Origin of the sequence: Frateuria sp. GZRe12 (genome assembly GCF_051900535.1) — a bacterium.
In the GTDB taxonomy this organism is placed as follows: domain Bacteria; phylum Pseudomonadota; class Gammaproteobacteria; order Xanthomonadales; family Rhodanobacteraceae; genus Frateuria_A.
Map to the genome: position 1 here is coordinate 329,137 of NZ_JBHZGI010000002.1, position 26,587 is coordinate 355,723.

At 67.6% G+C, this 26,587-nt stretch carries 28 protein-coding genes and 1 tRNA gene; 11 read left to right on the plus strand and 18 right to left on the minus strand.

Annotated elements, in window-relative coordinates:
* Window positions 1-86: 86 nt before the first annotated feature.
* The 10 genes from atpG to ACFWZ4_RS07300 all read right to left on the minus strand — a co-directional run bounded on the left by atpG (window position 87) and on the right by ACFWZ4_RS07300 (window position 6,676).
* On the minus strand, window positions 87-1,004 hold the full coding sequence (gene atpG / locus ACFWZ4_RS07255; protein WP_439704057.1) for a F0F1 ATP synthase subunit gamma: 918 nt from the start codon (window positions 1,002-1,004) through the stop codon (window positions 87-89).
* An 87-nt stretch (window positions 1,005-1,091) separates the two neighbouring features.
* On the minus strand, window positions 1,092-2,642 hold the full coding sequence (gene atpA / locus ACFWZ4_RS07260) for a F0F1 ATP synthase subunit alpha (RefSeq protein WP_439704058.1): 1,551 nt from the start codon (window positions 2,640-2,642) through the stop codon (window positions 1,092-1,094).
* Between the two features lie 125 nt (window positions 2,643-2,767).
* Window positions 2,768-3,301: a F0F1 ATP synthase subunit delta gene (locus ACFWZ4_RS07265; RefSeq protein WP_439704059.1), complete on the minus strand. Its 534-nt coding sequence runs from the start codon at window positions 3,299-3,301 to the stop codon at window positions 2,768-2,770.
* A gap of 2 nt (window positions 3,302-3,303) precedes the next feature.
* Window positions 3,304-3,774 carry a F0F1 ATP synthase subunit B gene (locus ACFWZ4_RS07270; protein ID WP_291196643.1) on the minus strand — a complete coding sequence of 157 codons (471 nt, stop codon included), beginning with the start codon at window positions 3,772-3,774 and terminating at the stop codon, window positions 3,304-3,306.
* A gap of 93 nt (window positions 3,775-3,867) precedes the next feature.
* A complete protein-coding gene (gene atpE / locus ACFWZ4_RS07275; RefSeq protein ID WP_291196641.1) occupies window positions 3,868-4,146 on the minus strand; it encodes a F0F1 ATP synthase subunit C in 279 nt (92 codons plus the stop codon).
* Between the two features lie 68 nt (window positions 4,147-4,214).
* The gene (atpB, locus tag ACFWZ4_RS07280; protein WP_439704060.1) at window positions 4,215-5,021 is read right to left on the minus strand and encodes a F0F1 ATP synthase subunit A; all 807 of its coding nucleotides are present in this window, start codon (window positions 5,019-5,021) and stop codon (window positions 4,215-4,217) included.
* 3 nt (window positions 5,022-5,024) lie between these two features.
* On the minus strand, window positions 5,025-5,390 hold the full coding sequence (locus ACFWZ4_RS07285; RefSeq protein WP_231322889.1) for a hypothetical protein: 366 nt from the start codon (window positions 5,388-5,390) through the stop codon (window positions 5,025-5,027).
* Window positions 5,391-5,644: 254 nt separating this feature from the next.
* Window positions 5,645-6,031, minus strand: coding sequence for a phasin family protein (locus ACFWZ4_RS07290; RefSeq protein ID WP_439704061.1), 387 nt, complete (start codon window positions 6,029-6,031; stop codon window positions 5,645-5,647).
* A gap of 118 nt (window positions 6,032-6,149) precedes the next feature.
* A complete protein-coding gene (gene queD / locus ACFWZ4_RS07295; protein ID WP_439704062.1) occupies window positions 6,150-6,512 on the minus strand; it encodes a 6-carboxytetrahydropterin synthase QueD in 363 nt (120 codons plus the stop codon).
* An 87-nt stretch (window positions 6,513-6,599) separates the two neighbouring features.
* Window positions 6,600-6,676: transfer RNA gene (locus ACFWZ4_RS07300), tRNA-Met, on the minus strand.
* A gap of 158 nt (window positions 6,677-6,834) precedes the next feature.
* Between ACFWZ4_RS07300 and ACFWZ4_RS07305 the strand changes: the two genes are divergently transcribed.
* From ACFWZ4_RS07305 to ACFWZ4_RS07340, 8 genes are all read left to right on the plus strand, one after another.
* Window positions 6,835-7,380: an RNA pyrophosphohydrolase gene (locus tag ACFWZ4_RS07305; RefSeq protein WP_439704063.1), complete on the plus strand. Its 546-nt coding sequence runs from the start codon at window positions 6,835-6,837 to the stop codon at window positions 7,378-7,380.
* Between the two features lie 47 nt (window positions 7,381-7,427).
* Window positions 7,428-7,634, plus strand: a complete 207-nt coding sequence (locus ACFWZ4_RS07310) for a (2Fe-2S)-binding protein (RefSeq protein ID WP_231326092.1) — start codon at window positions 7,428-7,430, stop codon at window positions 7,632-7,634.
* 94 nt (window positions 7,635-7,728) lie between these two features.
* Window positions 7,729-8,196 (plus strand): bacterioferritin, encoded by a 468-nt coding sequence (gene bfr / locus ACFWZ4_RS07315; RefSeq protein WP_439665150.1) that lies wholly within the window; start codon window positions 7,729-7,731, stop codon window positions 8,194-8,196.
* Between the two features lie 150 nt (window positions 8,197-8,346).
* Window positions 8,347-9,087, plus strand: a complete 741-nt coding sequence (locus ACFWZ4_RS07320) for a DUF6776 family protein (RefSeq protein ID WP_439704064.1) — start codon at window positions 8,347-8,349, stop codon at window positions 9,085-9,087.
* A 2-nt stretch (window positions 9,088-9,089) separates the two neighbouring features.
* Complete coding sequence (locus ACFWZ4_RS07325; RefSeq protein WP_439704065.1) at window positions 9,090-9,521, plus strand: bactofilin family protein; 432 nt, start codon at window positions 9,090-9,092, stop codon at window positions 9,519-9,521.
* A 144-nt stretch (window positions 9,522-9,665) separates the two neighbouring features.
* Window positions 9,666-10,034, plus strand: coding sequence for an iron-sulfur cluster insertion protein ErpA (erpA, locus tag ACFWZ4_RS07330; RefSeq protein ID WP_439665148.1), 369 nt, complete (start codon window positions 9,666-9,668; stop codon window positions 10,032-10,034).
* Between the two features lie 7 nt (window positions 10,035-10,041).
* On the plus strand, window positions 10,042-11,001 hold the full coding sequence (nudC, locus tag ACFWZ4_RS07335; protein WP_439704066.1) for an NAD(+) diphosphatase: 960 nt from the start codon (window positions 10,042-10,044) through the stop codon (window positions 10,999-11,001).
* Window positions 11,002-11,092: 91 nt separating this feature from the next.
* On the plus strand, window positions 11,093-11,962 hold the full coding sequence (locus tag ACFWZ4_RS07340) for a beta-lactamase induction protein (RefSeq protein ID WP_439704067.1): 870 nt from the start codon (window positions 11,093-11,095) through the stop codon (window positions 11,960-11,962).
* 79 nt (window positions 11,963-12,041) lie between these two features.
* On the opposite strand, the gene ACFWZ4_RS07345 is transcribed toward ACFWZ4_RS07340, so the two are convergent.
* A complete protein-coding gene (locus ACFWZ4_RS07345) occupies window positions 12,042-13,916 on the minus strand; it encodes an MFS transporter (protein WP_439704068.1) in 1,875 nt (624 codons plus the stop codon).
* 226 nt (window positions 13,917-14,142) lie between these two features.
* Here ACFWZ4_RS07345 and ACFWZ4_RS07350 point away from each other — a divergent pair, with 226 nt between their 5' ends.
* The gene (locus ACFWZ4_RS07350; protein ID WP_439704069.1) at window positions 14,143-14,556 is read left to right on the plus strand and encodes a TonB-dependent receptor; all 414 of its coding nucleotides are present in this window, start codon (window positions 14,143-14,145) and stop codon (window positions 14,554-14,556) included.
* Window positions 14,557-14,593: 37 nt separating this feature from the next.
* On the opposite strand, the gene ACFWZ4_RS07355 is transcribed toward ACFWZ4_RS07350, so the two are convergent.
* The 7 genes from ACFWZ4_RS07355 to ACFWZ4_RS07385 all read right to left on the minus strand — a co-directional run bounded on the left by ACFWZ4_RS07355 (window position 14,594) and on the right by ACFWZ4_RS07385 (window position 24,770).
* Window positions 14,594-16,255: a hypothetical protein gene (locus ACFWZ4_RS07355; protein WP_439704070.1), complete on the minus strand. Its 1,662-nt coding sequence runs from the start codon at window positions 16,253-16,255 to the stop codon at window positions 14,594-14,596.
* 12 nt (window positions 16,256-16,267) lie between these two features.
* A complete protein-coding gene (gene purD, locus ACFWZ4_RS07360; protein ID WP_439704071.1) occupies window positions 16,268-17,554 on the minus strand; it encodes a phosphoribosylamine--glycine ligase in 1,287 nt (428 codons plus the stop codon).
* A 134-nt stretch (window positions 17,555-17,688) separates the two neighbouring features.
* The gene (locus ACFWZ4_RS07365) at window positions 17,689-19,071 is read right to left on the minus strand and encodes an AMP-binding protein (RefSeq protein WP_439704072.1); all 1,383 of its coding nucleotides are present in this window, start codon (window positions 19,069-19,071) and stop codon (window positions 17,689-17,691) included.
* 135 nt (window positions 19,072-19,206) lie between these two features.
* Entirely contained in the window at window positions 19,207-19,779 is a 573-nt protein-coding gene (locus ACFWZ4_RS07370; RefSeq protein WP_439704073.1) for an L-threonylcarbamoyladenylate synthase, read from the minus strand.
* 2 nt (window positions 19,780-19,781) lie between these two features.
* Window positions 19,782-22,280 (minus strand): DNA topoisomerase I, encoded by a 2,499-nt coding sequence (locus ACFWZ4_RS07375; RefSeq protein ID WP_439704074.1) that lies wholly within the window; start codon window positions 22,278-22,280, stop codon window positions 19,782-19,784.
* A 162-nt stretch (window positions 22,281-22,442) separates the two neighbouring features.
* Entirely contained in the window at window positions 22,443-23,561 is a 1,119-nt protein-coding gene (gene dprA, locus ACFWZ4_RS07380) for a DNA-processing protein DprA (protein WP_439704075.1), read from the minus strand.
* Window positions 23,562-23,642: 81 nt separating this feature from the next.
* On the minus strand, window positions 23,643-24,770 hold the full coding sequence (locus tag ACFWZ4_RS07385) for a LysM peptidoglycan-binding domain-containing protein (RefSeq protein WP_439704076.1): 1,128 nt from the start codon (window positions 24,768-24,770) through the stop codon (window positions 23,643-23,645).
* Between the two features lie 193 nt (window positions 24,771-24,963).
* On the opposite strand from ACFWZ4_RS07385, the gene def reads away from it, so the two are divergent.
* The gene (gene def, locus ACFWZ4_RS07390) at window positions 24,964-25,473 is read left to right on the plus strand and encodes a peptide deformylase (protein WP_439704077.1); all 510 of its coding nucleotides are present in this window, start codon (window positions 24,964-24,966) and stop codon (window positions 25,471-25,473) included.
* The gene (fmt, locus tag ACFWZ4_RS07395) at window positions 25,470-26,399 is read left to right on the plus strand and encodes a methionyl-tRNA formyltransferase (protein ID WP_439704078.1); all 930 of its coding nucleotides are present in this window, start codon (window positions 25,470-25,472) and stop codon (window positions 26,397-26,399) included. Before def ends, fmt begins: the two co-directional genes overlap by 4 nt.
* Window positions 26,400-26,587: the final 188 nt, after the last annotated feature.

Genomic DNA, 26,587 nt, shown 5'->3' on the forward strand with positions numbered 1-26,587 from the left:
CTCTTGTGAAGAGTGCGGCCATGGATGGCCGCTTTTTGATCTGCTCTTGCGAGCATGGATGCTCGCACTAGTAAACACCGCAGCACTCACACCGCCGCGGCACCACCAACGATTTCCGAGATCTCCTGCGTGATCGCGGCCTGACGTGCCTTGTTGTAGCTGAGCGTCAGCTCGGCGATGACCTTGTTGGCGTTGTCCGAGGCGCTCTTCATGGCGACCATGCGCGCGGCGTGCTCGCTGGCGAGATTCTCCAGCACGCCCTGGTACACCACCGACTCGATGTAGCGGCCGAGCACGTGTTCCAGCACGGCGGCGGCATCGGGTTCGTAGATGTAGTCCCAGTCGTGGGTCTGTTCCAGCGTGATGCCGGCATAGGCGTTGTCGCCCGACGCCTGCTGCGCGGCCAGCTCGGCCGCAACCAGCGGCAGCGGCAGCAGCGCATCGACCATCGGCTTCTGCGTCATGGTGTTGACGAAGTCGTTGTAGGCCAGGAACACTCGATCCAGCCCATTGGCCGTATAGGCGTCCAGCACGACCTTGATCACGCCGACCAACTGTTCGAGCTTGGGACGCTCGCCCAGATGACTGACGCTGCCGACCAGGTTGACGCCCTTGATGCGGCGGAAGAACTGGATCGCCTTCTGACCGATCGCCACCACGTCGACCTGCACGCCCTTGTCCTGCCATTCGCGCACTGCCGGCAGGACGCGGCGGAACAGGTTGGAGTTCAGGCCGCCGCACAGGCCGCGGTCGGTGGAAATCACGATGAAGGCCACGCGCGCCACGTTCTCGCGCTCGATGAGGAACGGATGCTTGAAGTCCGTGTTGGCCTGGGCCACGTGGGCGATCACCCGGCGCATCATCCGCGCATACGGACGCGAGGCCTTCATAAGGTCCTGCGCCTTGCGGATCTTCGAGGCCGAGACCATCTCGAGCGCACGCGTCACCTTGCGCATGTTCTGCGTGCTCTTGATCTTGGTTTTGATTTCGCGTCCGCTTGCCATCTGTCTGCTCTTGGGTTCGACCTGCGTGGGGCGGGCTTATCGCCCGCCATCAACGTGCACGGCGGGCCCGAAAGCCCTCCGGCGGGTTCACCAGGAACCGGTCTTCTTGTATTCGTCCAGGCCGCTCTTGAAGACGCCCTCGATCTCGCCGTTCCAGTCCCCGGTGGCGACGATCTTCTTCATCAGCTCACCATGGTTCTGATGGAAGAACGCGTGCAGGCCACGCTCAAAGTCGAGCACCTTGGCGACCGGCAGGTCGTCCAGGTAGCCCTTCTCGGCGGCGTACACCGACAGCGCGAGCTCGGCGATCGACAGCGGCGCGTACTGCTTCTGCTTCATCAGCTCGGTCACGCGCTGGCCGCGGTCGAGCTGGGCGCGGGTGGCCGGGTCGAGGTCCGAGGCGAACTGCGCGAACGCAGCCAGCTCACGGAACTGCGCCAGCGACAGCTTCACGCCGCCGGAGAGCTTCTTGACGATCTTGGTCTGCGCCGCACCGCCCACGCGCGACACCGAGATACCGGCGTTCACGGCCGGGCGGATGCCGGCGTTGAACAGGTCGGTCTCCAGGAAGATCTGGCCGTCGGTGATCGAGATCACGTTGGTCGGCACGAACGCCGACACGTCGCCGGCCTGGGTCTCGATGATCGGCAGCGCGGTGAGCGAACCGGTCTTCCCCTTGACCTCGCCGTTGGTTTCCTTCTCGACGTAGGCCTCGTTGACGCGCGCGGCGCGCTCGAGCAGGCGCGAGTGGAGATAGAACACGTCGCCCGGGTAGGCTTCGCGACCCGGCGGGCGCTTGAGCAGCAGCGAGATCTGGCGGTAAGCCACGGCCTGCTTGGAAAGATCGTCGTACACGATCAGCGCGTCTTCGCCGCGGTCGCGGAAGTACTCGCCCATGGCGCAGCCCGAATACGGCGCGATGTACTGCAACGCGGCGGACTCGGAGGCCGAGGCGACGACCACGATGGTGTTGGCCAGCGCGCCGTTCTCTTCCAGCTTGCGCACCACGTTGGCGATCGACGAGCGCTTCTGGCCGATCGCGACGTAGATGCTGTAGATGCCCGAATCCTTCTGGTTGATGATCGCGTCGATCGCCACGGCGGTCTTGCCGGTCTGGCGGTCGCCGATGATCAGCTCGCGCTGGCCGCGGCCGATCGGGATCATCGAGTCGATCGCCTTGTAGCCGGTCTGCACCGGCTGGTCGACCGACTTGCGCCACACCACGCCCGGCGCGACCTTCTCGATCGGCGAGGTCTTCTTGGCGGCGATCGGGCCCTTGCCGTCGATCGGATTGCCCAGCGCGTCGACGACGCGGCCGAGCAGCTCCGGGCCGACCGGCACTTCGAGGATGCGGCCGGTGGTCTTGGCGGTGTCGCCTTCCTTCAGGTGCTGGAACTCACCCAGCACCACGGCGCCGACCGAGTCGCGCTCGAGGTTCAGTGCGAGCGCGAAGGCGTTGCCCGGCAGCTCGATCATTTCGCCCTGCATCACGTCGGCCAGGCCGTGGATGCGCACGATGCCGTCGGACACGCTGATGATGGTGCCTTCGTTGCGGGCCTCGGCACCGAGCTTGAACTGCTCGATGCGGCTCTTGATCAGTTCGCTGATCTCGGACGGGTTCAGAGTGGTGCTGGACATGGTCGCTTTCCTGAATTTGGGAATGCTTTTTCAAGAGTCCGACCCCATGGCCGGTTTTACTCTTCGATATTTTCTTCAGTGCCGGATGGCCGGCCCCGATTCGCGACGCGAACGCCGCGCTTGAATCAATTTGCCAGGACGCTGGCGAGACGCTGCAGGCGACCGCGCGCGGAGCCGTCGATGACTTCGTTGCCGGTATCGATCACCACGCCGCCGAGCAAGGCTGGATCGACCTTGGCTTCCAGTTCGATCTCGCGCTTGAAGCGGCGCTTGAGCGACGCCTTCAGCTGCTCGGCCTGCGTGGCATCCAGCGCCATCGCGCTGGTCACCTTGACCTTCAGCTGGGAGCCGGCCTCACGCTTGTGCTCCTCGTACAGATCCGCCACTTCCGGCAACAGCGCCAGGCGGCGCTGTTCGGCGAGCGTCGTGAGGAACTGCGCGAACGCGTTGTCGGCAGCCATGCCCTGCGGCAGATGGAGCGCCACGAGCTGCATCGGCTGCACACGCGGATCGCCGACGAGCGCGGCCACGCGCGGGTCCTTCGCGACCGCCGCGGCGAAGCCGAAGGCCTGCGACCATTCGCCGAGCGTGCCGGCCTCGTGCGCCAGCTCGAAGGCGGCGCGCGCATACGGACGGGCGAGCGTGATTGCCTGGGCCATGGTCAGATCTCGGTGGCGAGCTGGTCGAGCAGCGCCTTGTGCGCGGCCGGATCGATCTCGCGCTGCACGATCTTGGCGGCGCCCTGCACGGCGAGCGCGCCGACCTTCTCGCGCAGCTCCTCGCGGGCACGCTGGGCCATCGAGGCGATGTCGTCCTGCGCGCTGGCCTTCAGGCGGTTGATCTCGCCGATGGCATCGGCGCGGGCCTTATCGAGGATCTGATTGGCCTGCTGCTGGGCGCGATCGATGATCTCGGCCGCCTGCTGGCGTGCCACCTTGATCTCGGCGGCCACCTTGCTGTCGGCATCGCGCAACTCGGCGCGGGCGCGCTCGGCGGCATCGAGGCCTTCGGCAATCTTGAGCTGGCGCTCTTCGATGGCCTTGTTGATGTGCGGCCAGATGAACTGGACCGTGAACCAGATCAGGATCGCGAAGGCGATCATTTCGCCGATCAAGGTCGCGTTGAAATCCATCGCTGCGTTACCTGTAAATGCGGGGTGATACGGGTACGGGCGCCGCTGACGCGGGCGCCCGTAGGGGAGCGGTGCGCAAGCGCCGCTTCGGGCTTACTTCGCCGTGAGGGCCGACAGCAGCGGGTTGGCCACCGCGAAGTACATCGCCAGCGCCACGCCGATCAGGAACGCCGCGTCGATCAGGCCGGCGAGCAGGAACATGCGGCCCTGCAGCAGCGGCACCAGCTCCGGCTGGCGGGCAGCGGCTTCCAGGAACTTCGAACCCATGACGCCGATACCGATACAGGCGCCGAGGGCGCCCAGGCCGATGATCAGGCCCAGCGCGATGGCGGTGAAACCCTGGATTTGCGCGATTTGAACGATAGCTTCCACGACGATCTCCTCAGAAAGAAAAGCTTATGTGTTTCGGTTGGACGTTGTTCGAAAGACGGGACTGCAGATCAGTGGTGGTCGTGAGCCATCGAGATGTACACGACGGTCAGCACCATGAAGATGAAGGCCTGGATCGAAATGATCAGGATGTGGAAGATCCCCCACACGGTGTAGCCGATGATGCCCATGCCATACAGCGCCCAGCTGCCGGCGGTGAACAGCCCGGCAATCAGCATGAACACGAGCTCGCCGGCGTACATGTTGCCGAACAGTCGCATCGCCAGGCTCACCGGCTTGGAGAGCAGCTCGACCAGATTCAGCGCGAAATTGGGGATCCACAGCAGCGGGTGTTTGCCGAACGGCGCGGTAAACATCTCGTGCATGTAGCCGCTGAAGCCCTTGGCCTTGAAGCTGTAGAAGATGATCAGGATCAGCACGGTCAACGACATCGCGAACGTCATGTTGATGTCGGCCGTGGGCACGGCACGGAAGTGGCCGATACCGAACTTCTCGGTGATCCAGGGCAACAGATCGACCGGCAGTAGATCCATCGCGTTCATCAGGAACACCCAGACGAACACGGTCAACGCGAGCGGGCCCAGCACGCGGCGGTCGCCGTGGAACACGTCCTTGACCTGGCCGTCGACGAACTCGAGCACGATCTCGACGAACGCCTGACCTTTGCCGGGCACCCCGGCCGTCGCCTTGCGTGCCTTCGCCCAGAACCAAAGGCAGAACAGGACGCCGAGCACCAGCGACACAGTGACCGAATCGACGTGCACCGCCCAGAAGCCTTCCGGACTCGTATGCGGAGTCAGGTGCTTGAGGTGGTGGGAGATGTATTCGGTAAGACCGCCCTGCGGCTCGCTTGCCATGTGTCAACCCTTGAATCGAAACGCCAGCAGATGAACCGCGTAAGCAGCCGCCAGCCCCGTAATGGCAGCCAGCGGCGGCAACTTCAGTTTGATCAGGATCACGCCCATCCCTCCGATGACCGCAATCCACTTGAGGATCATGCCCACCAGCAGCCGGCCCAGTGCCATGCCAGCCCCGTGCATCCCGGCGAAGGCCCGCGCGCCAAGCAGCGCGTTGCCCAGCGCCACCACAAGGGCGCCTGCAAGAGCCGCCAAGGCTTCGCGGCGCCCCTGCATCAGGAAGACGAGGCCGACCAGCGCTGCCGCGGCGACCTGCCACATCACGATGCGCAGGGCCAGACGGCGTCCGGAGGCAAGACTGTTGAGCACGTGTGTTCCCGCGCGGCTTCGCACCAGGCGTCACCCTTGCAGCTGCGGGCCACGATCCAATCCGCAAAAGTATATCAGCCGGGCGTTTGGACGGACAAGCCGCAGCGGCTGCGACATCTTGTCGTGCGGGCGCTCGTGTTCACCTTGAGAGGTGGCGCAAGTTCTTGCATCGAGTCCCCATAAAAAATGGTCGGACCAAAGTCCGACCCTCGAAGTGCGTCCCGGCGGGGAGGATGGGACGCGGGCAGAAGCCCTTACCTGGCTGCCGCCTTACGGCCAGCAGCGGCATTCGCGGCGACCGCGTCGTTGGCGGCCGTGAGCGGCTGCACCATCGCGCCGAGCGATTCGACCGTCTGGCGACCCACGGCCACCAGGTTCTGGCTCAGCGCCACGCCCTGTTCGGCCTGGGCACGGCTCAGCGCCACGCCCTTGTCCCACAAGCCGCGCAGGGCCTCGGGGTCACGCGCCTCGCCAGCGGTGAGCAGGAAATCGGCGGCGGCGTGGGAATGCTGTTCCAGCGCGGCCAACTGGAGTCCGACGGTTTGTTCCAGCCCCTTGAAGACCAGCGCCTGCGCCTTGAATGCGTTGTCGGCGAACTGACGGGCGTAGGCAAACATCTGGGAATCGAACGGCTTGGTCATGGCTTGCCCCTCGCGGGAGTCTTGGGAGTGAAACAAGCCTAGCAAAGGTTTTTGTGCATTGCAACATCAAGCAACGGACGCCACCAAAGGGCCGGACGCGAGAAGCTTCCGCAACGCATCAGAAGCTATCCCGGCTGCAGCTCGCACCCGACGTGCAGGTTTCGTGCACCACCACCCGGTCCAGCCCCGTCAGGCGGGACTCCAGGCGACGGAAGATCCAGCGCGCAAGCATCTCGCTGGTCGGGTTCTCCAACCCTTCGATCTCGTTGAGATAGTGGTGATCCAGCTGCTCGAACAGCGGCGCGAAAGCCGCCTTGACGTCGGCGAAGTCCATCACCCAGCCCATGGCCAGGTCCGGCTCGCCTTCGACGTGGATCTCGATGCGGAACGAATGCCCGTGCAGTCGCGCGCACTTGTGCCCGGCCGGCACGTTGGGCAACCGGTGTGCCGCCTCGATCTGGAACATTTTATGGATGTGCATAGCGAGCCATTGTATGTCGCCCCGGGGCCAGGCCAAGGCGACGACGCAAAGGGGAGGCGGTGGGAAAGACACGGCGCCGCGGGCGCGTGGTGGCTATGGGTGGACTCGAACCACCGACCCCAGCATTATGAGTGCTGTGCTCTAACCGGCTGAGCTACATAGCCATGGGGCATCGCCGGCGCGAGGCGCCAACGGAGCCCGGCAGTGTAATCGGCGCATCCGGCCGGTTCAAGCCTCTTCGCTTTCCCACGTCACGCGCGCTATGGTTGGATTCGAGGTCCAGGGCCGCTGCATCCGTGGCACGCGGGCTTGAGGAGGCGACATGATCGACGCGGATGGCTATCGCCCCAACGTAGGCATCGTGCTGCTCAACGGCGACGGCCAGCTGTTCTGGGCCCGCCGCGTCAGCCACGATGGCTGGCAGTTCCCGCAGGGCGGCATGCGCAGCGACGAAACCCCGCTCGAGGCCATGTACCGCGAACTGGCCGAAGAGACGGGGCTCGCGCCGGAACATGTTCAAGTCATCGCCAGCACCCGCGGCTGGCTGCGATATCGCCTGCCCAACCGCTATGTGCGCCACCATCAGCGACCCACCTGCATCGGCCAGAAGCAGGTGTGGTTTCTGCTGCGCCTGGTCGGCGGCGAGGAGGCACTCAAGCTGGACGCCTGCGACAAGCCGGAGTTCGATATCTGGCGCTGGGTCGACTTCTGGTATCCGGCCGTGCACGTGGTCAATTTCAAGCGCCAGGTGTACGAACGCGCGCTTCGCCACTTCGCGCCGCTGGTGGAGGAGCTGCTGAGCGTCCAGCTCGGCGCCCTGCCGCGCGCGCCCGAGGGCACCCGTCCAGGCGACCGCGCGGTCGCCTGAACAAGAGTGCGGAAACCTAGTTGACAATCATTCGCATTCGCGCTGGAATGCGCGGCATGTACATCTGCCTCTGCAACGCCGTGACCGACGGCGATATCCGCCGCGCCGTCGCCGACGGCGTGCGCACCTTCTCCGAGCTACAGGCGCGTACCGGCTGCTCCGACTGCTGTGGCTGCTGCGAGCCCGAGGCACGCGCCACGCTCGAGACTGCCCTGGCGCAGGTGGCGTTCCCACTGCCGCTGGTCACCGCCTGACGGGCGCGGGCCCCAAACCGCAACCATTCGCGTTTCTCCCCCGCCACGGGCAAGCCCGTATAGTCGCCGGTCGGACAGACTGGAGACTCACCCCATGAAAGGCGACGCCAAGGTCATCGAGTACCTCAACAAGGTGCTCTACAACGAACTGACCGCCATCAACCAGTACTTCCTGCATTACCGCATGTTCAAGGACTGGGGCTACGGCGAGCTGGCCGAGCACGAATACAAGGAGTCGATCGAGGAGATGAAGCACGCCGATCACCTGATCGAGCGCATCCTGTTCCTCGACGGACTGCCGAACCTGCAGCACCTGGGCAAGCTGCGCATCGGCGAAAACGTCCTCGAATGCATCCAGGGCGATCTCGACCTGGAGCTGGCCGCCGCGATCGACCTGCGCGCCGCGATCGCGCACAGCGAAGGCATCGCCGACTACGTCAGCCGCGACCTGTTCAAGAACATCCTGCACGACGAGGAAGAGCACATCGACTGGCTCGAGACCCAGCTCAACCTGGTCAAGGACATCGGCGCCGAGCGTTACCTGCAGAGCAAGATGGGTTGAAATCGCCTTGTGGTGGGCTTCTTCCACCACGGCTGACACGGCGGCTTGCGGTGGGCGACGCCCATTTGGTGTGCAAACCGTGCGGCCGTTCCTTGACGCTTTCGTCACGCTGCCGCTATACCGGTCACCCCAGCAGTTCCGGATATTTACATGGCTTCACGCCCGCCTCCGCGCTTCGTCGTGCGTCCGCACGATGAAGCCAGCCAGCGCCGCCGTCGGCTGTGGCTGGGTGCGGCCTGGCTGGCCAGCCTGCTGTTGACCGGAACCGTGGTCGGCGTGCTGGCCTGGCGCACCACGCCGGCCGCGATCGATCATCGCGAAGCGAAGCTACTGTCCGCGCAGAACGAACAGCTCAAGCAGCAGATCGCCAATCTCACGCGCGCGCAACAGGTCACCGACATCGCGACCCAGTCCTTGCGCGGCACGCTCACCGAACGCGACGAGGAGATCAATGGCCTGCGCGCGGACCTGGGCTTCTACTCGCGCCTGGTCGGCGGCAACGCGCAGCGTGAAGGGCTCAAGGTGCAGGAAGTGCAATTGCGCCCGGTGAACGGCTCGCATGCCTGGAACCTCGCGCTCAGCCTCACCCAGAACGCCAAACGCGGCAGCGACGTCAGCGGCACCGTCACGCTCAGCGTGGAAGGCGTGCGCGGTGACAAGGTAGTGGCGCTGGACTGGTCGCAACTGGGCGATGCCGCGCAACAGGAGGGCCTACCCTTCCGCTTCCGCTATTTCCAGCAGCTGCATGCCACGTTCATGTTGCCGGTCGATTTCAAGCCGACGCGGCTGCGCATCCGTGTCAAACCCGAGGATGGCGACGCCGTCGACCGCGCCGTGGCGTGGAGCGACGCGCTGTCGGGCAACCTCACTACGATCGAAGGGGGAAACTGACCATGTTCAACCGACGCCGCACCGACCGTGCCGACGGTAGCAACGACACCAGCCTGATCGCCCGCGGCACGGTGATCCGCGGCGACCTGCGCTTCAGCGGCGCGCTGCACCTGGATGGCCGCATCGAGGGCACCGTGCTGGCCGACGGCGAGGACGCCGTGTTCACCGTGAGCGAGTATGGCCAGGTGCAGGGCGACGTCCACGTACCGCACGTGATCGTCAACGGCGCCGTGCAGGGCGACATCCACGCCGGCGAGCGGCTGGAGCTGGCGCCTCTGGCGCGCATCACCGGCGACGTGCACTACCGCACGCTGGAGATGGCTGGCGGCGCGCAAGTGAACGGGCGCATGAGCCATCGCGTGGAAGCGGTAGCACGCGAACTGCCGTCGCCGCCTCAGCCGGATGCCGAACTCGACGAGGCCGTGCCGGCCTGATGGCGGTAGCCGTACAGAAGCAGTGCCTCCCGTTGGGGCGAACTCACAGCACCAGGCAGGGCCGGGCGTACTCCGTGGCCAGACTTCTGGCGTCCGGTAGGCGCTATCCTTGAGATCGCGCCTTCGCAACCGCACATTCGCCGCATGGAAACACTCGTTTCGATTCCCGATTACCGCCAGGCCAACGCGCCGCTGGTCTTCACCGAGGCCGCCGCACGCAAGGTGCACGAACTGATCGTCGAGGAGGGCAACCCGGCGCTGAAGCTGCGCGTGTACATCAGCGGCGGCGGCTGCTCGGGCTTCCAGTACGGGTTCACCTTTGACGAGGCCCAGGCCGAGGACGATTTCGCGCTCGATCGCGAAGGCGTCACCCTGCTGGTCGATCCGCTGTCGCTGCAGTACCTCGCCGGTGCGGAGATCGACTACGCGGAGAGTCTCTCTGGCGCCCAGTTCGTCATCCGCAACCCCAACGCCAAGACCACCTGCGGCTGCGGCTCCTCGTTTTCGACCTGAGCCCTCGATGGCCGCTGCCGTCACCAACATCTTCGCCGGCCTTAGCCTGGTGCTCGACCGCATGGCCGAGCGCCGCGACCACGACGCGTGGCTGCTCGAACAAGCCGCTTGTGGCGAGGTGCGCTACCTCCTGCTCGACCCTTCGGGCGAAAGTTTCCTGCTACGCGAAGCCGAGGGTCTGCGCTGGTTGAGCGACGCCGAGCGTCGTGAGCTGTTCGCCGATGTGCCGGCCAGCCTGCTTGGCATCGCGGAGGGCTGCCCGCATTTCCTGCTCGCGCTGGACGAGAGCCAATCGCTGGATTCGCTGGAAGAACGCCTGGCCGCGCGGCGCATCGGGCTGCGCGAAGCGGGCCTGCGCCTGTCCGCCGCCGAGGCGGGACTGTTCGCCTACGCCAAGGGCCTGGCGCATTGGCAACGCGAGACGCGCTTCTGCAGCAGCTGTGGCGCGCCGCTCGTGCGGGTCGCTGCGGGCCACCGCATGCAGTGCACCAGCGCGACGTGCGGACGCCTCCATTTCCCCCGCACCGACGCGGCGATCATCACTATCGTCGAGCACGACGGTGCCTGCCTGCTCGGCCGCCAGGCAAGCTGGCCGAAGGGCCGCTGGTCGGCGCTGGCCGGCTTCGTCGAACCGGGCGAATCGCTCGAAGACGCCGTGCGCCGCGAAGTAGCCGAAGAGGCCGGCGTGCGCGTGGGCGCGGTGCATTATCACTCCTCGCAACCCTGGCCGTTGCCGGCCTCGCTGATGATCGGCTTCATTGCCAGCGCCGTGGACCCCGCGATCAACCTGCGCGACGGCGAGTTGGAGGAAGCGCGCTGGTTCACACCCGCGCAAATCGTCGATGGCCTGGCCGATGGCAGCTTCGCCACGCCGACGCGGCTGTCGGTGTCTTACCAGCTGCTGGCGCACTGGTTGCGCGAACGCGCAGGGCTCGAGCTCGACGCGCTCACGGCCGATACCCCGTAGGCCCGTACCTGGGGGCGGGCCGTGCATGGCGGTCGCGCACGGGTGCGCCGCAACGCTTGCCCTAGAATGGCGGCATCCAAGGAGTTTTCCGATGGCCCTCAGCCTGCTCGCCGCCCTTATCGCCCTCGGCCTTTTGCATCTGCTGCCGCAGCTGGCGCAATGGCGGGGCGATGGCGTGTTCCGAGGTTGGGTGCGGCAATTGGACGACACCGCCGGACGCGGACGCGTGCTGCTGACACTGGTGGTGCCGGCCGTGCTCTGCCTGCTGCTGGCCGAACTGTTCGGCCAGCTGCCGCTCGGCGGCTTCCTGCAGCTGGCCTTCGCGGTCGTGGTTTTGCTCTACGGCCTCGGTCCGCACCCCTTCGAGGCGGATCTGGAAGCGATCCTGCACGCCCCCGATCCGGTCGCTCGCCAGACCGCCGCGCAGCGCCTGGCCGAACCGGGCGGGCAGGTCGCCTGGAGTGCGCACGCACTGGGCAAAGCCGTGGCGCTCGCTGCGCTGCGCCGGCGCTTCGGGGTGTTGTTCTGGTTCTTCGTACTGGGGCCAGCCGGTGCGCTGCTTTACCGGCTGGCGCAGGCGCTGGGCCGCGACGACACGTTGGCGCTGGACGCAGCCAGCCGCCGCCACGCGCACTACGTCGCCAACGCGCTGGACTGGCTGCCCGCGCAGTTGCTGGTCTTCACCTTGGCGCTGGTCGGCCATTGGGATGCGGTCATGGCCGCCTGGCATCGCTGGCGCCTGCATGCGGCGCCCACCAGCTGGTACACCGACGGCCCCGATTTCCTGGCGGCCGCGGCCTGCGCCGACATCGAGGTGGAAATCGAAGCCGGCGACGGTTATGTCGAGGAGCGCACCGACCCGCTGCTGGAACTGGCGCGCATGCGCAGCGCGTTCCTGCGGGCGTTGCTGGCGTGGTTGAGCGTGGTCGCGCTGATCGTGCTGGGCGGCTGGCTGACCTGACCCAGGCGGCCTTACCGGTGGGTTCCAGCCCACCCTCCCCGCGACCGCGTGGCGGACTGAAGCCGCCTTACAAGTGCACCTACGCCAGCGTGCCGCGCAGTTCGCGCACGCGCGCTTCCAGTGCATCCAGCCGCAGTCGTTCCGGCGCCACCGGCGCATCGATCACCAGTTCGATCCGCGCGCGGAATCGCCGTGGCAGGCGTGCGCGTCCCAGCCGCGTGTCGCGCCGGCTCCACACGCTTCCCCACAATCCGCGCAGCGCCATCGGCACCACCGGCACCTGCCGCCGTTCCAGGATGCGCAACACGCCCGGCCGGAACGGTCCGATCTCGCCATCACCGGTGAGCCCGCCTTCGGGGAAGATGCACACCACCTCGCCGGCGGCGAGCGCCTGGTCGATCGCCTCGTAGGCCGCCGCCAGCACCGCCGGGTCCTCCTTCTGGCCGGCGATCGGAATCGCCTTGGCAGTGCGGAACACGAACCGCAGCAGCGGGATGTTGAAGATCCGGTAGTACATGACGAAGCGCGTGGGGCGGCGCAGATTGGCCATCAGCAGCAGCGGGTCCATGAAGCTGACGTGGTTGCACACCAGCAGCGCCGGGCCTTCCTCCGGTACGTGGCGTGCGCCTTCCACGCGGACGCGGTAGAGCGTGTTCACCAGCACCCAGGTAACGAAGCGCATCGGGAACTCGGGCACCAGCGTGAAGATGTAAGCCGCCACAAGCACGTTGAGCAGCGCCGCGGCAAGGAACGTCTCCACCGCATCGAAGCCCAGCGCACCCAGGCCCAGCCCGAAACCCGCCGCCAGCACGATCAGCAGTGCGTTGACGATGTTGTTGCCCGCGATCACGCGCGAGAGCTGCTCGCGCGGCGCTCGCGCCTGTACGAAAGCGAACAGCGGCACCACGTAGAAGCCGGCAAACACACCGATCAGGGTGAGGTCCAGCGCCACCCGCCAGCTGCCCGCGCCGCGCAGGAAAGCCAGCCAGTCGAGCCCTTGCGCCAGCGCCACGCCGTGCCGCGCGAAGTACAGGTCCACGCCGAACACGGTCAGTCCGAATGCACCTAGCGGCACGAGGCCGATCTCGACGCGCTTGCCGGACATGCGCTCGCACAACAGCGCTCCCACGCCGGTGCCGATCGAGAACAGGGTCAGCACCAGCGTGATGACCGAGCCATCGCCGCCCAGCGTCTCGCGCGTGTAATTGGGAACTTGCGCGATCAGCACCGTGCCGAAGAACCAGAACCAGGAGATGCCCAGCACCGCGTTGAACACCGCGCGGTCGCGTCGCACGATGCCGAGCACGCGTGCGGTTTCGCTGAATGGATTCCAGTTGAACTTGAGCCCCGGGGCCGTGGCCGGTGCCAGCGGAATGCGCCGACTGGCCAGGTAGCCCGCCACCGCGACCGCGATGGTCGCGGCCGATGCCAGCCAGGGCCCGATGCCGGCCACCAGCATCAGCGAGTTGCCGGCGATCATGCCGACCAGCATCGCCAGCTGCGTGCCCATCTCGACCAGTCCGTTGCCGCCGACCAGTTCCCCGGCCTCGAGCGCTTGGGGCAGGATCGCGTACTTGATCGGCCCGAAGGTGGTCGAGTGCAGTCCCATCAGGAACAGCACCACCAGCAACAGCGTGGTGTCGTGCGTGTGGAAGCCGATCGCCGCCAGCACCATGGCGGCGATCTCGAACAGCTTCACCGCGCGGATGATGCGCGTTTTCTCGTACTTTTCCGCCAGCTGGCCCGCGGTCGCCGAGAACAGGAAAAACGGCAGGATGAACAAAGCCGGCGCCAGGTTGGCGTAAAGCGACACGCTCCGGTCGTCCAGAGCCATCTGGGTCGCCACCAGCATCACCAGCGCATTGCGGAAGGCGTTGTCGTTGAACGCGCCCAGCGCCTGGGTCCAGAAGAACGGGGCGAATCGGCGCTGGCCGAGCAGGGCGAACTGGCTCATGCGGGTCCTGGGCTGGGGGCTGGCGCTAGCCTAGCGTGAAAGCCGCTCTCCGCCCGCTGTCATGGACACATCGTTGCGGGGGCGCGCCAATGGGCATACCGTCGGCGACGGAAGGTGCCGCCGGGGGGCGGACTCGTTGCCATTGCATCACAGCGAAACCTTCCGCGGCGCTCACGGCGCCCGCCTACCTGGCGCCTGCGTTTCGAGAGGGGAAAACATGATGGACATGAGCCGGAGATATCTGGTGTGGGCGTTGTGCTATGCCGCGATCGGCATGGCCTTGGGCATCTACATGGCCGCATCGCACAACCACGGGCAACTGGTGACGCACGCCCATGTGTTGATGGTCGGCTTCGTGGTTTCGCTGGTCTACGGCATCATCCACCGGCTGTGGCTGGACATCCCTCGACGCGCCCTCGCCATGACCCAGTTCGTGCTGCACCAGGCCGCGGCGGCCGTGCTGCTGGTCGGCCTTTTCCTGCTTTACGGCGGCAAGGCGACCGAGGCGACGCTGGGACCATTGCTGGGCATCGGCTCGATCGGCGTGCTACTGGGCATGCTGCTGATGCTCTACATGGTGGTGCGTCCGGGCACGGCGCGCAGCGCCGAACCCGGCGCGCCGGGCCGCGCAGCCGCCTGATCGGGACCCGCCGCACGGCAATGCCGTGCGGCGAGTCTTACCAAGGCGCCATTACCCGCAATCCGGACAGGGATCCGGCCGTGCCACGGGCCGAGCCGAGCCAGGCTCCCGTGCTACCGGCCGGCATGGCGAGACCAACCACCTCGTCGCTGCGGTCCACCAGCAACAGAGTCGGGCTTGCCGCGGCCGCATAGTCGAAGCGGACGTCGACTCCAGGCCAGGGAAACGCGTTGTCGACCCTCGCCAGTTGCAGGTCGCGCACCGGCAGGGCCATGGCTCGCGCAGGCGCCCGCGTGCCGAGCAGGCGGGCCGGCCGCGAGGCGAACACCGCCGTATGCCGCTGCGCGAGCACGAGCCGCGCGGCGACCATTTCGTCCAGCACGTTCTCGCCGTGGTCGGCGTCGCGATCGAGCACGCCGTTGATGACGCCCAATGCATCGCGATTGGCGATCGCCTGGGCGTGCCTCGCCGGCAATACCATCCAGCAGGTACTGGGCAACAGGAATAGGCCCGCCAGGAACGGCAGCGCCCACGCCGCGCGACGGTTCCCGCGCGCTGCCAGGCGCAGGACGATCACGGCCAGCAGGCCGCCCCAGAATAGCGACGACCACGCAAGGTAACGGCTCGAGTAGATCTGCGTGGGGTATTGCCGGAAGTAGCTGGCGCGGGCGATCGCCACCAGCAGTCCGCAGCCGACCGCGAACCAGCTCGTCGCCAGCGCGAGCAGCTCCTGCCGCGGCCAGGCGCACGGCCGGCGCCAGGCGCGCAGGCTCATCACGCCCAGCGCGAGCATGCCCGCCAGCCCGAGGCCCAGTTCCGGCCAGACAGCCTGCCGGGCGTCGCCAAACCACTGCAAGGACAGCTGCGCGAACGGCGCCGATACCATCCGCGCAAGCGCGGGCAACTTGTCCTGCAGGGAAGCGTCGGCAAACGGGCCCATTGCATAGAGGTAGGGCGCGGCCAGCCAGCGCAGCAGGACGCTCGCCTGCCAACCCGGCTCGATCGCCAACGCAGGCATGTCGCCACCGGTGCGCGGCAGCGCGAAATAGCAGGCCAGCGCGAGCGACGTCGCCCCCAGCCAGGCCAGCAGTTCCTGCCAGCGGGCGCCACGCAGGCACAACGCGATTAGCAGGGCGCCGAAGACTGCCGCGCCGGTGCCGAAGGAAAGCGTGGCGACCAGCCCGAGCGCCAACGCCAGCGCCAACCGTGTCGCACCGGCACGGGCGATAAGCAGCACGCCGCCGAAGAGGCAGGCCACGACCAGGTATGCATGCACCGATTCGTTGGCGTGCGCCAGCGTGCGGCCGTTGCCGAACCACAACAGCATGAGCGCGCCACAGAGCAGCCAGCCCTCGCGCACCGCCGCTTCGGGCCGCTCGGCGGGGCCGGGAGCGGCACGCATCCATAGCAGGCAACATCCGGCCAACAACAGCATGCCGACAAGGATCTGCAACCACTGGCCGCCGCCGAGCACCTGAAGTTCGAACAAGCGCAGCACGTTCGGCAGGACTTCCGGATGGCCGTTGTCGACCGTCAGCACGTTGCCCGGCCAGGGCGTCGCCAGCAAGTGCGCATAGAAGCGCCAGGGATCGGCATAGGGCACGCGCGGCGACAGCAGGAGCATGCCGCCGACCGCTACCAGCGCATGGATTAGTCCCAGGACCGAGCCGGCGATGGCCAGCGCGCGGCCGCGACGCACGGCCACCGCCTTTCAGTTCCCGCACCGAAGCGCCCGGTGCGCGATGTCGCGCCGGCAGAACGCGCCGTTGAAATGGATCTTGGAAACCGCCTCGTAGGCATGCTCACGCGCGGCGGCAAGATTACTGCCCAACGCGCAGACGGTCAGCACGCGCCCCCCGGCGGTGGCGGCGCGGCCCTGCTCGTCGAGTTTCGTACCGGCATGGAACACCTTCACCGTGGGATCGAAGGCGCCATCCAGTCCGCCGATCGGGTCGCCACTGCGCACGCGGCCCGGATAGCCCTCGGCGGCCACCACCACGCCGATCGAGGGGCGGCTGTCCCACTGCGCGCGGGTGTGGTGAAGCTCGCCGTCCAGCGCGGCCTCGATCAGCTCGATCAGGTCCGACTTCAGCCGCAGCATGATCGGCTGGGTTTCCGGATCGCCGAAGCGCACGTTGAATTCGATCACCTTGGGCGCGCCGGATTTGTCGATCATCAGGCCCGCGTAAAGGAAGCCGATGAACGGGGCGCCTTCGGCGGCCATGCCGCGCAGGGTCGGCTCGATCACTTCCTTGAGGATGCGCTGCTCGACCGCAGCGTCGACCACCGGCGCGGGCGAGTAGGCGCCCATGCCGCCGGTGTTCGGACCGAGGTCGCCCTCGTCGCGGCGCTTGTGGTCCTGGCTGGAGGCCATCGGCAGCGCGTGGCTGCCGTCGCTCATCACGATGTAGCTCGCTTCCTCGCCGTCGAGGAATTCCTCGATCACGACGCGCGCGGAAGCATTGCCGAAGACGTGACCGCCGAGCATGTCGTGCAGCGCCTGTTCGGCGTCGGCGAGCGTCAGCGCCACGACAACGCCCTTGCCGGCGGCCAGACCGTCGGCCTTGATCACGATCGGCGCACCCTGCTGGCGCACGTAGGCGAGCGCGGCGCCGAGTTCGTTGAACACCGCGTAGCGTGCGGTCGGGATGTTGTGGCGGAGCAGGAAATCCTTGGCGAAGGCCTTGGAGCCTTCCAGCTGGGCAGCGACTGCGCGCGGTCCGAAGATGCGCAGGCCGGCGGCACGGAAGCGGTCGACCACGCCGGCGACCAGCGGTACCTCGGGACCGACCACCGTGAGCTCGACTTTCTCGGCCTTGGCCAGCTTGAGCAGGCCGTCGAGGTCGTTCATTGCCACGTCGGCGTTGCGCACGCCACGCTCGCGCGCGGTGCCGGCATTGCCGGGAGCGACGATCACCTCGCTTACCCGCGGCGACTGCTTGAGCTTCCACGCCAGTGCGTGCTCGCGCCCGCCACTGCCGATCACCAGAACCTTCATGCGCTCTCCCGAAGCTGAGTCGCGCGCCCCGCGGCGCAGGCGCGCATTGTAGCGGTGCCGGCGCAGTGCTTTGGAACGCGGCGGCGGGCTTCGGCCTATCGCCCTGATGCAGGATGGTGGGCTGAAGCCCTACCCTACGGATGCGTGTGGTGGCGGGCGAGCAGCTCCAGCAGTGCCGCACGCGGCAGCTTGCCGGTCTCGTTGCGCGGCAGGGCGGCGACCTTCAACAGCGGCCGCGGCAGGAACACCGGGTCGATCGCGCGACGCAGGATGTCGAGGATCGTGTGTTCATCCAGTCCCGGCGCCACCGCCAATGCGGCGATGCGGTGCACGCCAAGCGCATCGCCGCCGTCGAGCTGGAACACCACGCCGTCCTCGACGCCCGGGATCGCCAGCAGGCGTCGGGTGAGGTCGCCCAGCGAGGCGCGCTTGCCGGCGATTTCCAGCATGTCGGCCTGGCGCCCGCGCAGGCGGAAGGCACGACCGTCCGCCGACAGGCTGACGATGTCGGCCAGCAGCCGCGGCGCGTCCAGCTGCGGCGCGTCCACCTGGGTGCCGTCCGGCTGCGGATGAAGATGGACGTCCGGATACAGCGCCCAGTCCGCCTCGCAGGTCGTCCGGCGGCTGGCGAACACGCAGGTTTCCGTGGAACCGAACACTTCCAGCAGCGGTGCGCCGAAGCGCTCCTCGGCCGCCTGCGCCAGCTCGGTCGGCATCGGCGCGGTGGCCGATACCATCGCCGACAGCGGTGGCAGCGCTATGCCCGAGTCCACCAGTGCACGCAGGTGCACCGGGGTAGTCACAAGCACGCGCGGTTCGGGCACTTCGGCGAGCGCGGCGGCGACGTCGGCGGGAAAGAACGGCCGTCCCGCGTGCACGCCGATGCCGCCCAGCAGCGGCAGCACCACGCTCATCTCCATGCCGTACATGTGCTGCGGCGGCACCGTGGCGATCACCCCGAAGCCGTCGCCGACCGCCGCGCGCAACATCGACAGGTTACCCGCGTTGCTGGCGTGGAAGCTTCGCCAGGTCTTGAGGTTGGCGCTGGGCACGCCGGTGGAGCCGGAGGTGTAGCCGATCGCCACCACCTGGTCCGCCGGGATCTGCGGCCAGCTTTCGACCTCTTCCTCCAGCGGCGGGGCCGACAACACCGGTAGCCGGTGGTAGCCGACCGGCGCCGGGTCGAGCGCCTGCTCGCCCAGCGCGTAGCAACCTGGATGCGCAGCCATCACCTCGTCGACCGCCTGCGGGGCGCGCGAGGAAGGCAGCAGGTTGGTCTGGCCGCGCAGCACGATGGCGCAGAAGGCGACCAGGAAGGCGTAGCGGTCCTCGCACAGGTTCACCGCCGCGCCGGCGCCCGGCAGCGTGGCGGCGACCTGGCGCACGTGGGCCAGAAACTGCGCGGCGCTGACCGGCGCGCCGTCGCGCCATGCAAGCACGCGCGCAGGCGTGTCCGCGTGCAGCAGTGCCAGGCGATGCGGCGCCTCGCGCTGGAACGTGTCGTAAACGATGGCCAAGCCGCTTATCTCCCAGTTCGCCATGCGCCAGACACACACAGCATGGCGACCGGCCGTTGCAAGCCGGCGTGAAGCGCGCGTGTGTTGCTGTCCCGCCGCGGGGTTTCCATCGACCCCGAGGCGCCCCCTGGACGCTCAGGCCCGGATGATAGCGCCGGTAAGGGCATCGCGGATCACCGTGGGACGTTCCTGGCCGCCGAGCGGGGCATCGAGCACGCCGTCGAGCGCATCGCCGAAGTAATCGAGCACCTGCTGCGCGCTACGCGCGGGCGGCGAGCCATGTGGATTGGCGCTGGTCGATACCAGCGCGCCGCCCCAGGCGCGGCACAACGCGGCGGCCGGTGCATGGGCGGTGACGCGCAGCGCGATGCCGGCATGCGCGCCCGCGACCCAGGCCGGCACTTCCGCGGTGCGGGGGAAGATCCACGTGTTCGGTCCGGGCCAGCTCGCCTCCACCTGCGCCCGTACCTCGGCCGGCACCCGGGCCAGGTCGATGTAGCGCTCGACCTGGCTGAAGTCGGCGGCGATCAGCAACACGCCCTGGGTGGGCGGTCGCTGCTTGAGCGCGAACAACCGTTCGAAGGCATCCTGGTCGCGCGGATCGCAGCCCAGGCCATAGACCGCCTCGGTCGGGTAGGCCAGGACGCCGCCGCGCCGCATCAGCGCGGCGGCGGCGTCGCATTCGGCAAGAGTGAAGCACGCCGTCATGGTCAGGCGTCGGTGGTTTTTTTCGCGGCCGCCTTTTTAGTGGTGGCCTTCTTTGCCGTCTTCCTGGCGGGTGCCTTCTTGGCAGCGGTCTTCTTCGCCGGAGCCTTCTTGGCGGCCGCCTTTTTCGGCGCGGCCTTCTTCGCAGCGGGTGCCTTCTTCGCAGCCGCCTGCTTGGTGGCGCTCTTGCGCGCGAACCGGCCCTTCTTGACAGGCGCGGCGGCCAGCAGCTCCAGGCACTGCGCCTCGGTCAGGTCCTTCGGCTCGGTGTCCTTGGGGATGCGCGCGTTCTTTTCGCCGTCGGTGATGTACGCGCCGTAGCGGCCGTTGAGCACTTGGACGCCATTGCCGAAGTCGGTGATCACGCGGTTGGCGAGCATCTCCAGCTTCTCGCGCACGATCTGCAGCGCGCGCGGCAACTCGATCGTGTACGGATCGTCTTCCGCCTTCAGCGACGCGTAGGTGCTGCCCTGCTTGACGAACGGGCCGAAGCGGCCGATGCCGACGCTCACTTCTTCGCCGCTCGCCGATTGGCCGAGCTGGCGCGGCAGCTTGAACAGCTCCATCGCCTCTTCGAGGGTGATGGTGTGCATGCTCTGGCCGGGACGCAGGCTCGCGAACTGCAGCTTTTCGTCGGTGTCCTTGTCGCCGATCTGCGCATACGGCCCGTAACGGCCCAGGCGCACGGAAACCGGTTTGCCGCTCTTCGGATCGATGCCCAGCTCGCGTGCGCCGGTGGCTTCGCTGCGATCGACCGACTCGGTCTTTTCCTCGACCTGGGTCTTGAACGGCTGCCAGAAACGTTCCATCAGCGGCACCCACGCTTCCTCGCCGCGGCTGACCGCGTCCAGCTCGTCCTCTAGCTTGGCGGTGAAGTCGTAGTCGACGTACTGGTTGAAGTGCTGGGTGAGGAACTTGCCCACCGCGCGACCGACGTCGGTCGGCTTGAAGCGGCGGTTCTCCAGGAACACGTATTCGCGGTTCTGCAGCACCTGGATGATGCTCGCGTAGGTCGACGGGCGACCGATGCCGTATTCCTCCAGCGCCTTGACCAGGCTCGCTTCGGAATAGCGCGGCGGCGGCTCGGTAAAGTGCTGGTCGGCCAGGATGTCCGAAAGCGCGACCTGCTCGCCCTTCGCCAGACGCGGCAGGCGGCGGGCTTCGTCATCGTCCTCGGCGCTCTTCTGGTCGCGACCTTCCTCGTACACCGCCAGGAAGCCCGGGTCGACCACGGTGGTGCCGGTGGCGCGGAACGCGGCAGGACCGCCGGCGGCGTGGGGCAGATCGAAATCCACCGATACGGTATTGAGCGTCGCATGGATCATCTGGCAGGCGACGGTGCGCTTCCAGATCAGCTCGTAAAGCTTGCGCTGCTCGTCGTTGAGGAACGCGGCGACCTGGCGCGGCGTGCGCATCGCGGAGGTCGGGCGGATCGCCTCGTGCGCCTCCTGGGCGTTCTTGGACTTGGTGCGGTAGACCTGTACGCCGTCGGGCAAGGCACCGTTGCCGAAGTCGCGGGCGATCAGCGCGCGCAGCTCGTCGGTCGCCTCGTTGGAGAGCGCCGTGGAGTCGGTACGCATGTAGGTGATCAGGCCGACGTTGCCCTCGCTGCCGAGGCCGACGCCCTCGTACAGGCCCTGGGCGACCTTCATCGTGCGACTGGTGGAGAAGCCGAGCTTGCGCGCGGCTTCCTGCTGCAGTGTGGAGGTAGTGAACGGGGGCGCCGGGCGGCGCTTGCGCTCCTTGGAGGTCACCTCGCTGACGGTCAGACGACCGCTCGCGGCATCCTTGAGCGCGCCGCGCGCGGCCATTGCATCGGCCTCGTTGGTGAGGTCGAACTGCTCGAACTTCTTTCCGTTGAGTCGGGTCAGGCGCGCGCCGAAGTCGCCGTCGGCGTGCTTGAGTTTCGCCTCGACACTCCAGTATTCGCGGGCGATGAAGGCTTCGATCTCCTCCTCGCGCTCGACGATCATGCGCAGCGCCGGACTCTGCACGCGGCCGGCGGAAAGGCCGCGCTGCACCTTGCGCCACAGCACCGGCGAGAGGTTGAAACCGACCAGGTAGTCCAGCGCGCGCCGCGCCTGCTGGGCGTCGACCATGTCGTACGAAAGGTCGCGCGGCGCGGCCACCGCCGCCTTGATCGCCTTGGGCGTGATCTCGGAGAACACCACCCGGTGCATGCGCTTGCCTTCGGTCAGGCCGCGCTCCTTGAGGATCTCGCTGATGTGCCAGGAGATCGCCTCGCCTTCGCGATCCAAGTCGGTCGCGAGGTAGATGTCGTCGGCCGTCTTGGCCGCCTTGGCGATCGCGTCGACGTGTTTCTCGTTGCGTTCGATGACTTCGTACTTCATCGCGAAGCCGTTGTCCGGATCGACCGCGCCCTCCTTGGGCTTCAGGTCGCGCACGTGGCCGTAGGAGGCGAGAACCTGGAAGTCCGTGCCGAGGTACTTGTTGATCGTCTTGGCCTTGGCGGGCGACTCGACGATGAGGAGGTTTTTGGCCATGGGGCGGGGGGTTCCGGGAACGTTCCGTGCCGCCGGTCGGCGGGCACACTCTTTATTAGTTGAGCCATGCGCTCGCCGGAACTGTCAAGCCGGATCGCGTGAAACCGCGATGTGGCGCGATTTCCGGCGGTAGAGCCCGCCCGCGCGATCGGTGCCCGCGGGTCAGCAGACGCACTGGTACCGGTTGCCGGGAAGGCTTTCCACCTGCCCGTCCAGCTCCAGCATCAGCAGCGTGGAGGACAGCGCGGCCAACGGCAGGCCGGTCCGGGTCGCCAGCTCGTCCAGCGTGGCCGGATCGTGGCCCAGGGCCTGGCGAAGGCGTTGGTGTTCCGGATCTCCCGGCGGCGTCGAGGGTGACGGCCCAGGCGGGCTCCCGGCCAGTCGTGTCGCCAGCTCCACCCCCAGTGCGCGCGCGGCCGGTGCCAGCACCTCGATCAGTTCGTCCGGGTCCTCGACCAGCCGCACGCCCTCGCGGATCAACCGGTGACAGCCCCGCGCCAGCGGGTTGTGCACGGACCCGGGCAGGGCAAACACCTCGCGGCCCTGTTCTCCTGCCAGCCGCGCGGTGATCAGCGACCCGGACTTCAGCCCTGCCTCGATCACCAGCGTGCCCAGCGACAGCCCCGCAATGAGGCGGTTGCGGCGCGGGAAATGATCCGCCCGCGGCGCCGTGCCGGGCGGGAACTCGCTCACCAGGGCGCCACGGCTCGCGATCGCCCGAGCCAGCGCCTGGTGCTTGCGCGGGTAGACGAGGTCGGGGCCAGTGCCGATCACCGCGATGGTGGACGCATCGGCCGCCAGCGCGGCCGCATGCGCGGCGCCATCGACGCCATCGGCCATGCCGCTGGTGACCACGAAACCGGCCTGCGCCAGTGCCGTGGCGAAACGGCGCGCATGCGCCAGCCCGCCGGGCGTGGCGCCGCGTGCGCCGACGATGGCTACCTGCGGATGCAGGAGCAGGCTCGCGTCGCCATCGACGAACAACGCCGCCGGTGGTTGCGGAATATGTTCGAGCAGCGAGGGAAAGTCGGCGTCCGTGCAGCTCAGCAGCCGATGGCCGGGGGCGTCGAGCCAGGCCAGGTCCGCGGCCAGGCGCGCCTCGTCCGGCCGCTTGAGCCACGCGCTGGCGGCCTCGCCCAGGCGGGTGGGCGAACCGCGCAAGTGGCCCAGCACGGCCACGATGTCGCGATCCGCCGCCAACCGCTCGCGCAGCGTGGCCAGGCCCAGCCCGGGGGTGCGCAGCAGGACCAGCCAGGCGCGAAGTGCATCCGTGTCACTCATCCGCCCAGTGTAGGTTTTGCGCCAACGAAAAACGGCGCGGCCAAGGCCGCGCCGTCGTGTCGGATAACCCCGAAGCGCTGGCTATTCGGGCATCACGAGGCGGTCGCCGCGATGCACCGGGCGCAGGCCATCCATCACCAGGCCGTAGCTCACGCGATCGAAGGTACGGAACACCATCACGTGGCCGACGAACTCGTCCGGCAGGGTGACGTGTTCGCCGGCGCCGCGGCTCCAGCTGCTGCTGGCCACGTCGTCGTGGACAGTCTCGCCGGGCTGGAAGATCGCGAACGTCTGGCCGTTGTCCACGCCGTCCTTCGCACCGATCGACAACGCCACCACCTGGCGCGGACCGGCCGCGTCCATCGCATCGGCGAAGGCGATCACGCGTGCGTTGGCCGGCACCGAGCGCGGCGCATGCGGGTAGTAGTACGGATCGTAAGCCGGACCATCCAGCGGCAGCACGCGGTCGCCACTGCGGATTTCCTGGGTGGCGTCGAGCAACAACAGCGTGGATGGATCGCCTGCGCGCAGCGTTTCGGCGGTGCCGATCACGCTGACTTCAACGCCCAGATCCTCACCCCGGCCGTAGTGGCCGTCGTCGCGGAAGTCCTCCTCCCACGGCGAGCTGACCATCGCGACATTGCTGTCCAGCGGGTGGCCGACGATTTCGTTCCCGGCGTCGCTGGGATCGTCCTGTTCGAAGCCGCGGAAAACGTGGCTGGGACGCACGATCACCCAGCGCTGGCCAGGCTCGCTCTTGAGCCCGCGCACGTACAGGTTCTGGCCGACCGCGCCACGCAGACGGGCCTCTTCGAAGCCGACCACGTAAGGCGCCGAGCTGACCTCGTTGGAGTCCATCACCCGCATGTCCTTGAGGAACAGCCGCAGCTGGTCCAGCGGGATCGCCGGCACCGCCTCGGTCTCCCGGTGCGTGCTCGGCTCGAGTTTCAGCCGCGGCCCGTTGATGAAGGACAGGTTGAGCACGTCGCCCGGGTAGATCAGGTGCGGATTGCGTACCTGCGGGTTGGCCTGCCAGATCTCCGGCCACAACCACGGCTTGGACAGGAACTTGGCCGAGATGTCCCACAGCGTGTCGCCGCGGCGCACGGTGTAGGTGTCGGGGTGGTCGGCGCGCAACTGGGCCCCGGCGGCGTACACGGCCACGGTGACCAGCATGCCGGCCAGCAGCCCGATGGACTTCTTGATCATATGCTCAGATTCCCCTACCCCGAGGCTCGGGCGAGTGTAACCGAATGGTGAAGGCCCGCAACCGGGAGCAGTTGGCAAAATCGCCTGCCGCACGGGAGCTTGCCGCCGTACAATGAGGCTCATTCTAGTTTGCGCCGGGGCTTTCGTTGCGACGATTTGCCCGCATCTTTTCAGGCGCTCCGAGGTATCGATCATGTCCGTGCTGACCATTCTTGAATTCCCCGACCCCCGGCTGCGCACCCGGGCGGCGCCTGTGACCGTCTTCGACGCCGAGCTCAAGCAGTTCGTCGCGGACATGTTCGAGACCATGTACGCCGCCAATGGCGTCGGCCTGGCCGCGACGCAGGTCAACGTGCACCAGCGCGTGCTGGTCGCCGACATGAGCGATCAGCGCAACCAGCCGCTGGCGCTGATCAACGCCGAAATCGTGGGCAAGGAAGGCACGCAGGTGTACCAGGAGGGCTGCCTGTCCTTCCCCGGCATCTATGCCGACGTCACCCGGGCGCTGAAGGTCACGGTCAAGGCGCAGGACGTCGACGGCAAGGAATTCACGGTGGAAGCCGAGGGCCCGCTGGCGGTATGCATCCAGCACGAGCTGGACCACCTGGCCGGCAAGGTGTTCGTCGATTACCTGTCACCGCTCAAGCGCAACATGCTGCTCAAGCGCATGGAGAAGCAGCGCAAGCAGGCGGCGAGCGCTTGAGGATCATCTTCGCCGGCACGCCGGAGTTTTCCGTTCCCTGCCTGGAAGCCTGCCGCGCCAGTGGCGCGCAGGTGGTGGCCGTCTATACCCAGCCCGACCGGCCGGCCGGCCGTGGCCGCAAGCTCGCCCCCAGTCCGGTGAAGCAGGCAGCGCTGGCTGCCGGGCTGCCGGTCGAACAACCCGAATCGCTTAAGTCGGCGCAGGCGCAGGCGACGCTGGCGGCGTATGCGCCCGACCTGATGGTGGTGGTTGCCTACGGCCTGATCCTGCCGCGCAAGGTGCTGGCAATCCCGGGACTGGGCTGCTGGAACGTGCACGCCAGCCTGCTGCCGCGCTGGCGCGGGGCGGCGCCGATCCAGCGCGCGATCCTGGCCGGCGATGCCGAGAGCGGCGTGGACCTGATGCGCATGGAAGCGGGGCTGGACACCGGTCCGGTGCTGCTGGAAAGGTGCACGCCGATCGGCCCGGACGAGACTGGCGGCACATTGCACGACCGCCTTTCGATGCTCGGCGCCGACGTACTCGCCGAGGGCCTGCGCCGCACACTGGTCGGGGAAACCCTGACCCCCACCCCGCAGCCGGACGAAGGCGTCACCTACGCGCACAAGCTGGAGAAGGCCGAGGCGAAGCTGGACTTCGCGCGGCCGGCGATCGAGCTGGAACGCACCGTGCGCGCATTCGATCCATGGCCGGTGGCCGAGGGCGCGATCGCCGGCGAGAGCGTGCGGATCTGGGGCGCGCAGGCCGTTGATCGTGTCCACAACGCCACGCCGGGCGACGTGCTCGCCGCCAGTCGCGACGGCATCGAACTGGCCTGCGGCGAAGGCGCGCTGCGCGTGATCGCGCTGCAGCGCCCCGGTGGCAAGCGCATCACCGCCGCCGACTATCTCAACGCACGCCCCGAACTGCGCGGAGCTGCCAAGTGAACGCGCTGCCGCTGCCGCTCCCCGCCTGGGAGACGGTTGGGGTGCGAGGTCGGGACTTGCGCGAAACTCCACTGGAACGACAGCCTTTTTTCAGCCGAGCCTTGCTCATCCTTCGCCGCAAGCCTTGGCCCCTGACCCCAGCCCTCTCCCCGGCGGGGAGAGGGAGCAAAGTGCACGCCAGCGGATCA

Bases quoted from the DNA above. Each gene is read 5' to 3' on its own strand.
- purD (WP_439704071.1), bottom strand. From the start codon at position 17,554: ATGAAGGTTCTGGTGATCGGCAGTGGCGGGCGCGAGCACGCACTGGCG.
- atpA (WP_439704058.1), bottom strand. From the start codon at position 2,642: ATGTCCAGCACCACTCTGAACCCGTCCGAGATCAGCGAACTGATCAAG.
- erpA (WP_439665148.1), top strand. From the start codon at position 9,666: ATGGAAACACTCGTTTCGATTCCCGATTACCGCCAGGCCAACGCGCCG.
- ACFWZ4_RS07370 (WP_439704073.1), bottom strand. From the start codon at position 19,779: ATGACGGCGTGCTTCACTCTTGCCGAATGCGACGCCGCCGCCGCGCTG.
- atpB (WP_439704060.1), bottom strand. From the start codon at position 5,021: ATGGCAAGCGAGCCGCAGGGCGGTCTTACCGAATACATCTCCCACCAC.
- ACFWZ4_RS07270 (WP_291196643.1), bottom strand. From the start codon at position 3,774: ATGGATTTCAACGCGACCTTGATCGGCGAAATGATCGCCTTCGCGATC.
- ACFWZ4_RS07385 (WP_439704076.1), bottom strand. From the start codon at position 24,770: ATGATCAAGAAGTCCATCGGGCTGCTGGCCGGCATGCTGGTCACCGTG.
- ACFWZ4_RS07340 (WP_439704067.1), top strand. From the start codon at position 11,093: ATGGCCCTCAGCCTGCTCGCCGCCCTTATCGCCCTCGGCCTTTTGCAT.
- ACFWZ4_RS07310 (WP_231326092.1), top strand. From the start codon at position 7,428: ATGCGCGGCATGTACATCTGCCTCTGCAACGCCGTGACCGACGGCGAT.
- ACFWZ4_RS07350 (WP_439704069.1), top strand. From the start codon at position 14,143: ATGAGCCGGAGATATCTGGTGTGGGCGTTGTGCTATGCCGCGATCGGC.
- ACFWZ4_RS07305 (WP_439704063.1), top strand. From the start codon at position 6,835: ATGATCGACGCGGATGGCTATCGCCCCAACGTAGGCATCGTGCTGCTC.
- bfr (WP_439665150.1), top strand. From the start codon at position 7,729: ATGAAAGGCGACGCCAAGGTCATCGAGTACCTCAACAAGGTGCTCTAC.
- atpG (WP_439704057.1), bottom strand. From the start codon at position 1,004: ATGGCAAGCGGACGCGAAATCAAAACCAAGATCAAGAGCACGCAGAAC.
- dprA (WP_439704075.1), bottom strand. From the start codon at position 23,561: ATGAGTGACACGGATGCACTTCGCGCCTGGCTGGTCCTGCTGCGCACC.
- ACFWZ4_RS07290 (WP_439704061.1), bottom strand. From the start codon at position 6,031: ATGACCAAGCCGTTCGATTCCCAGATGTTTGCCTACGCCCGTCAGTTC.
- queD (WP_439704062.1), bottom strand. From the start codon at position 6,512: ATGCACATCCATAAAATGTTCCAGATCGAGGCGGCACACCGGTTGCCC.
- ACFWZ4_RS07325 (WP_439704065.1), top strand. From the start codon at position 9,090: ATGTTCAACCGACGCCGCACCGACCGTGCCGACGGTAGCAACGACACC.
- ACFWZ4_RS07345 (WP_439704068.1), bottom strand. From the start codon at position 13,916: ATGAGCCAGTTCGCCCTGCTCGGCCAGCGCCGATTCGCCCCGTTCTTC.
- ACFWZ4_RS07320 (WP_439704064.1), top strand. From the start codon at position 8,347: ATGGCTTCACGCCCGCCTCCGCGCTTCGTCGTGCGTCCGCACGATGAA.
- ACFWZ4_RS07265 (WP_439704059.1), bottom strand. From the start codon at position 3,301: ATGGCCCAGGCAATCACGCTCGCCCGTCCGTATGCGCGCGCCGCCTTC.
- ACFWZ4_RS07375 (WP_439704074.1), bottom strand. From the start codon at position 22,280: ATGGCCAAAAACCTCCTCATCGTCGAGTCGCCCGCCAAGGCCAAGACG.
- def (WP_439704077.1), top strand. From the start codon at position 24,964: ATGTCCGTGCTGACCATTCTTGAATTCCCCGACCCCCGGCTGCGCACC.
- nudC (WP_439704066.1), top strand. From the start codon at position 10,042: ATGGCCGCTGCCGTCACCAACATCTTCGCCGGCCTTAGCCTGGTGCTC.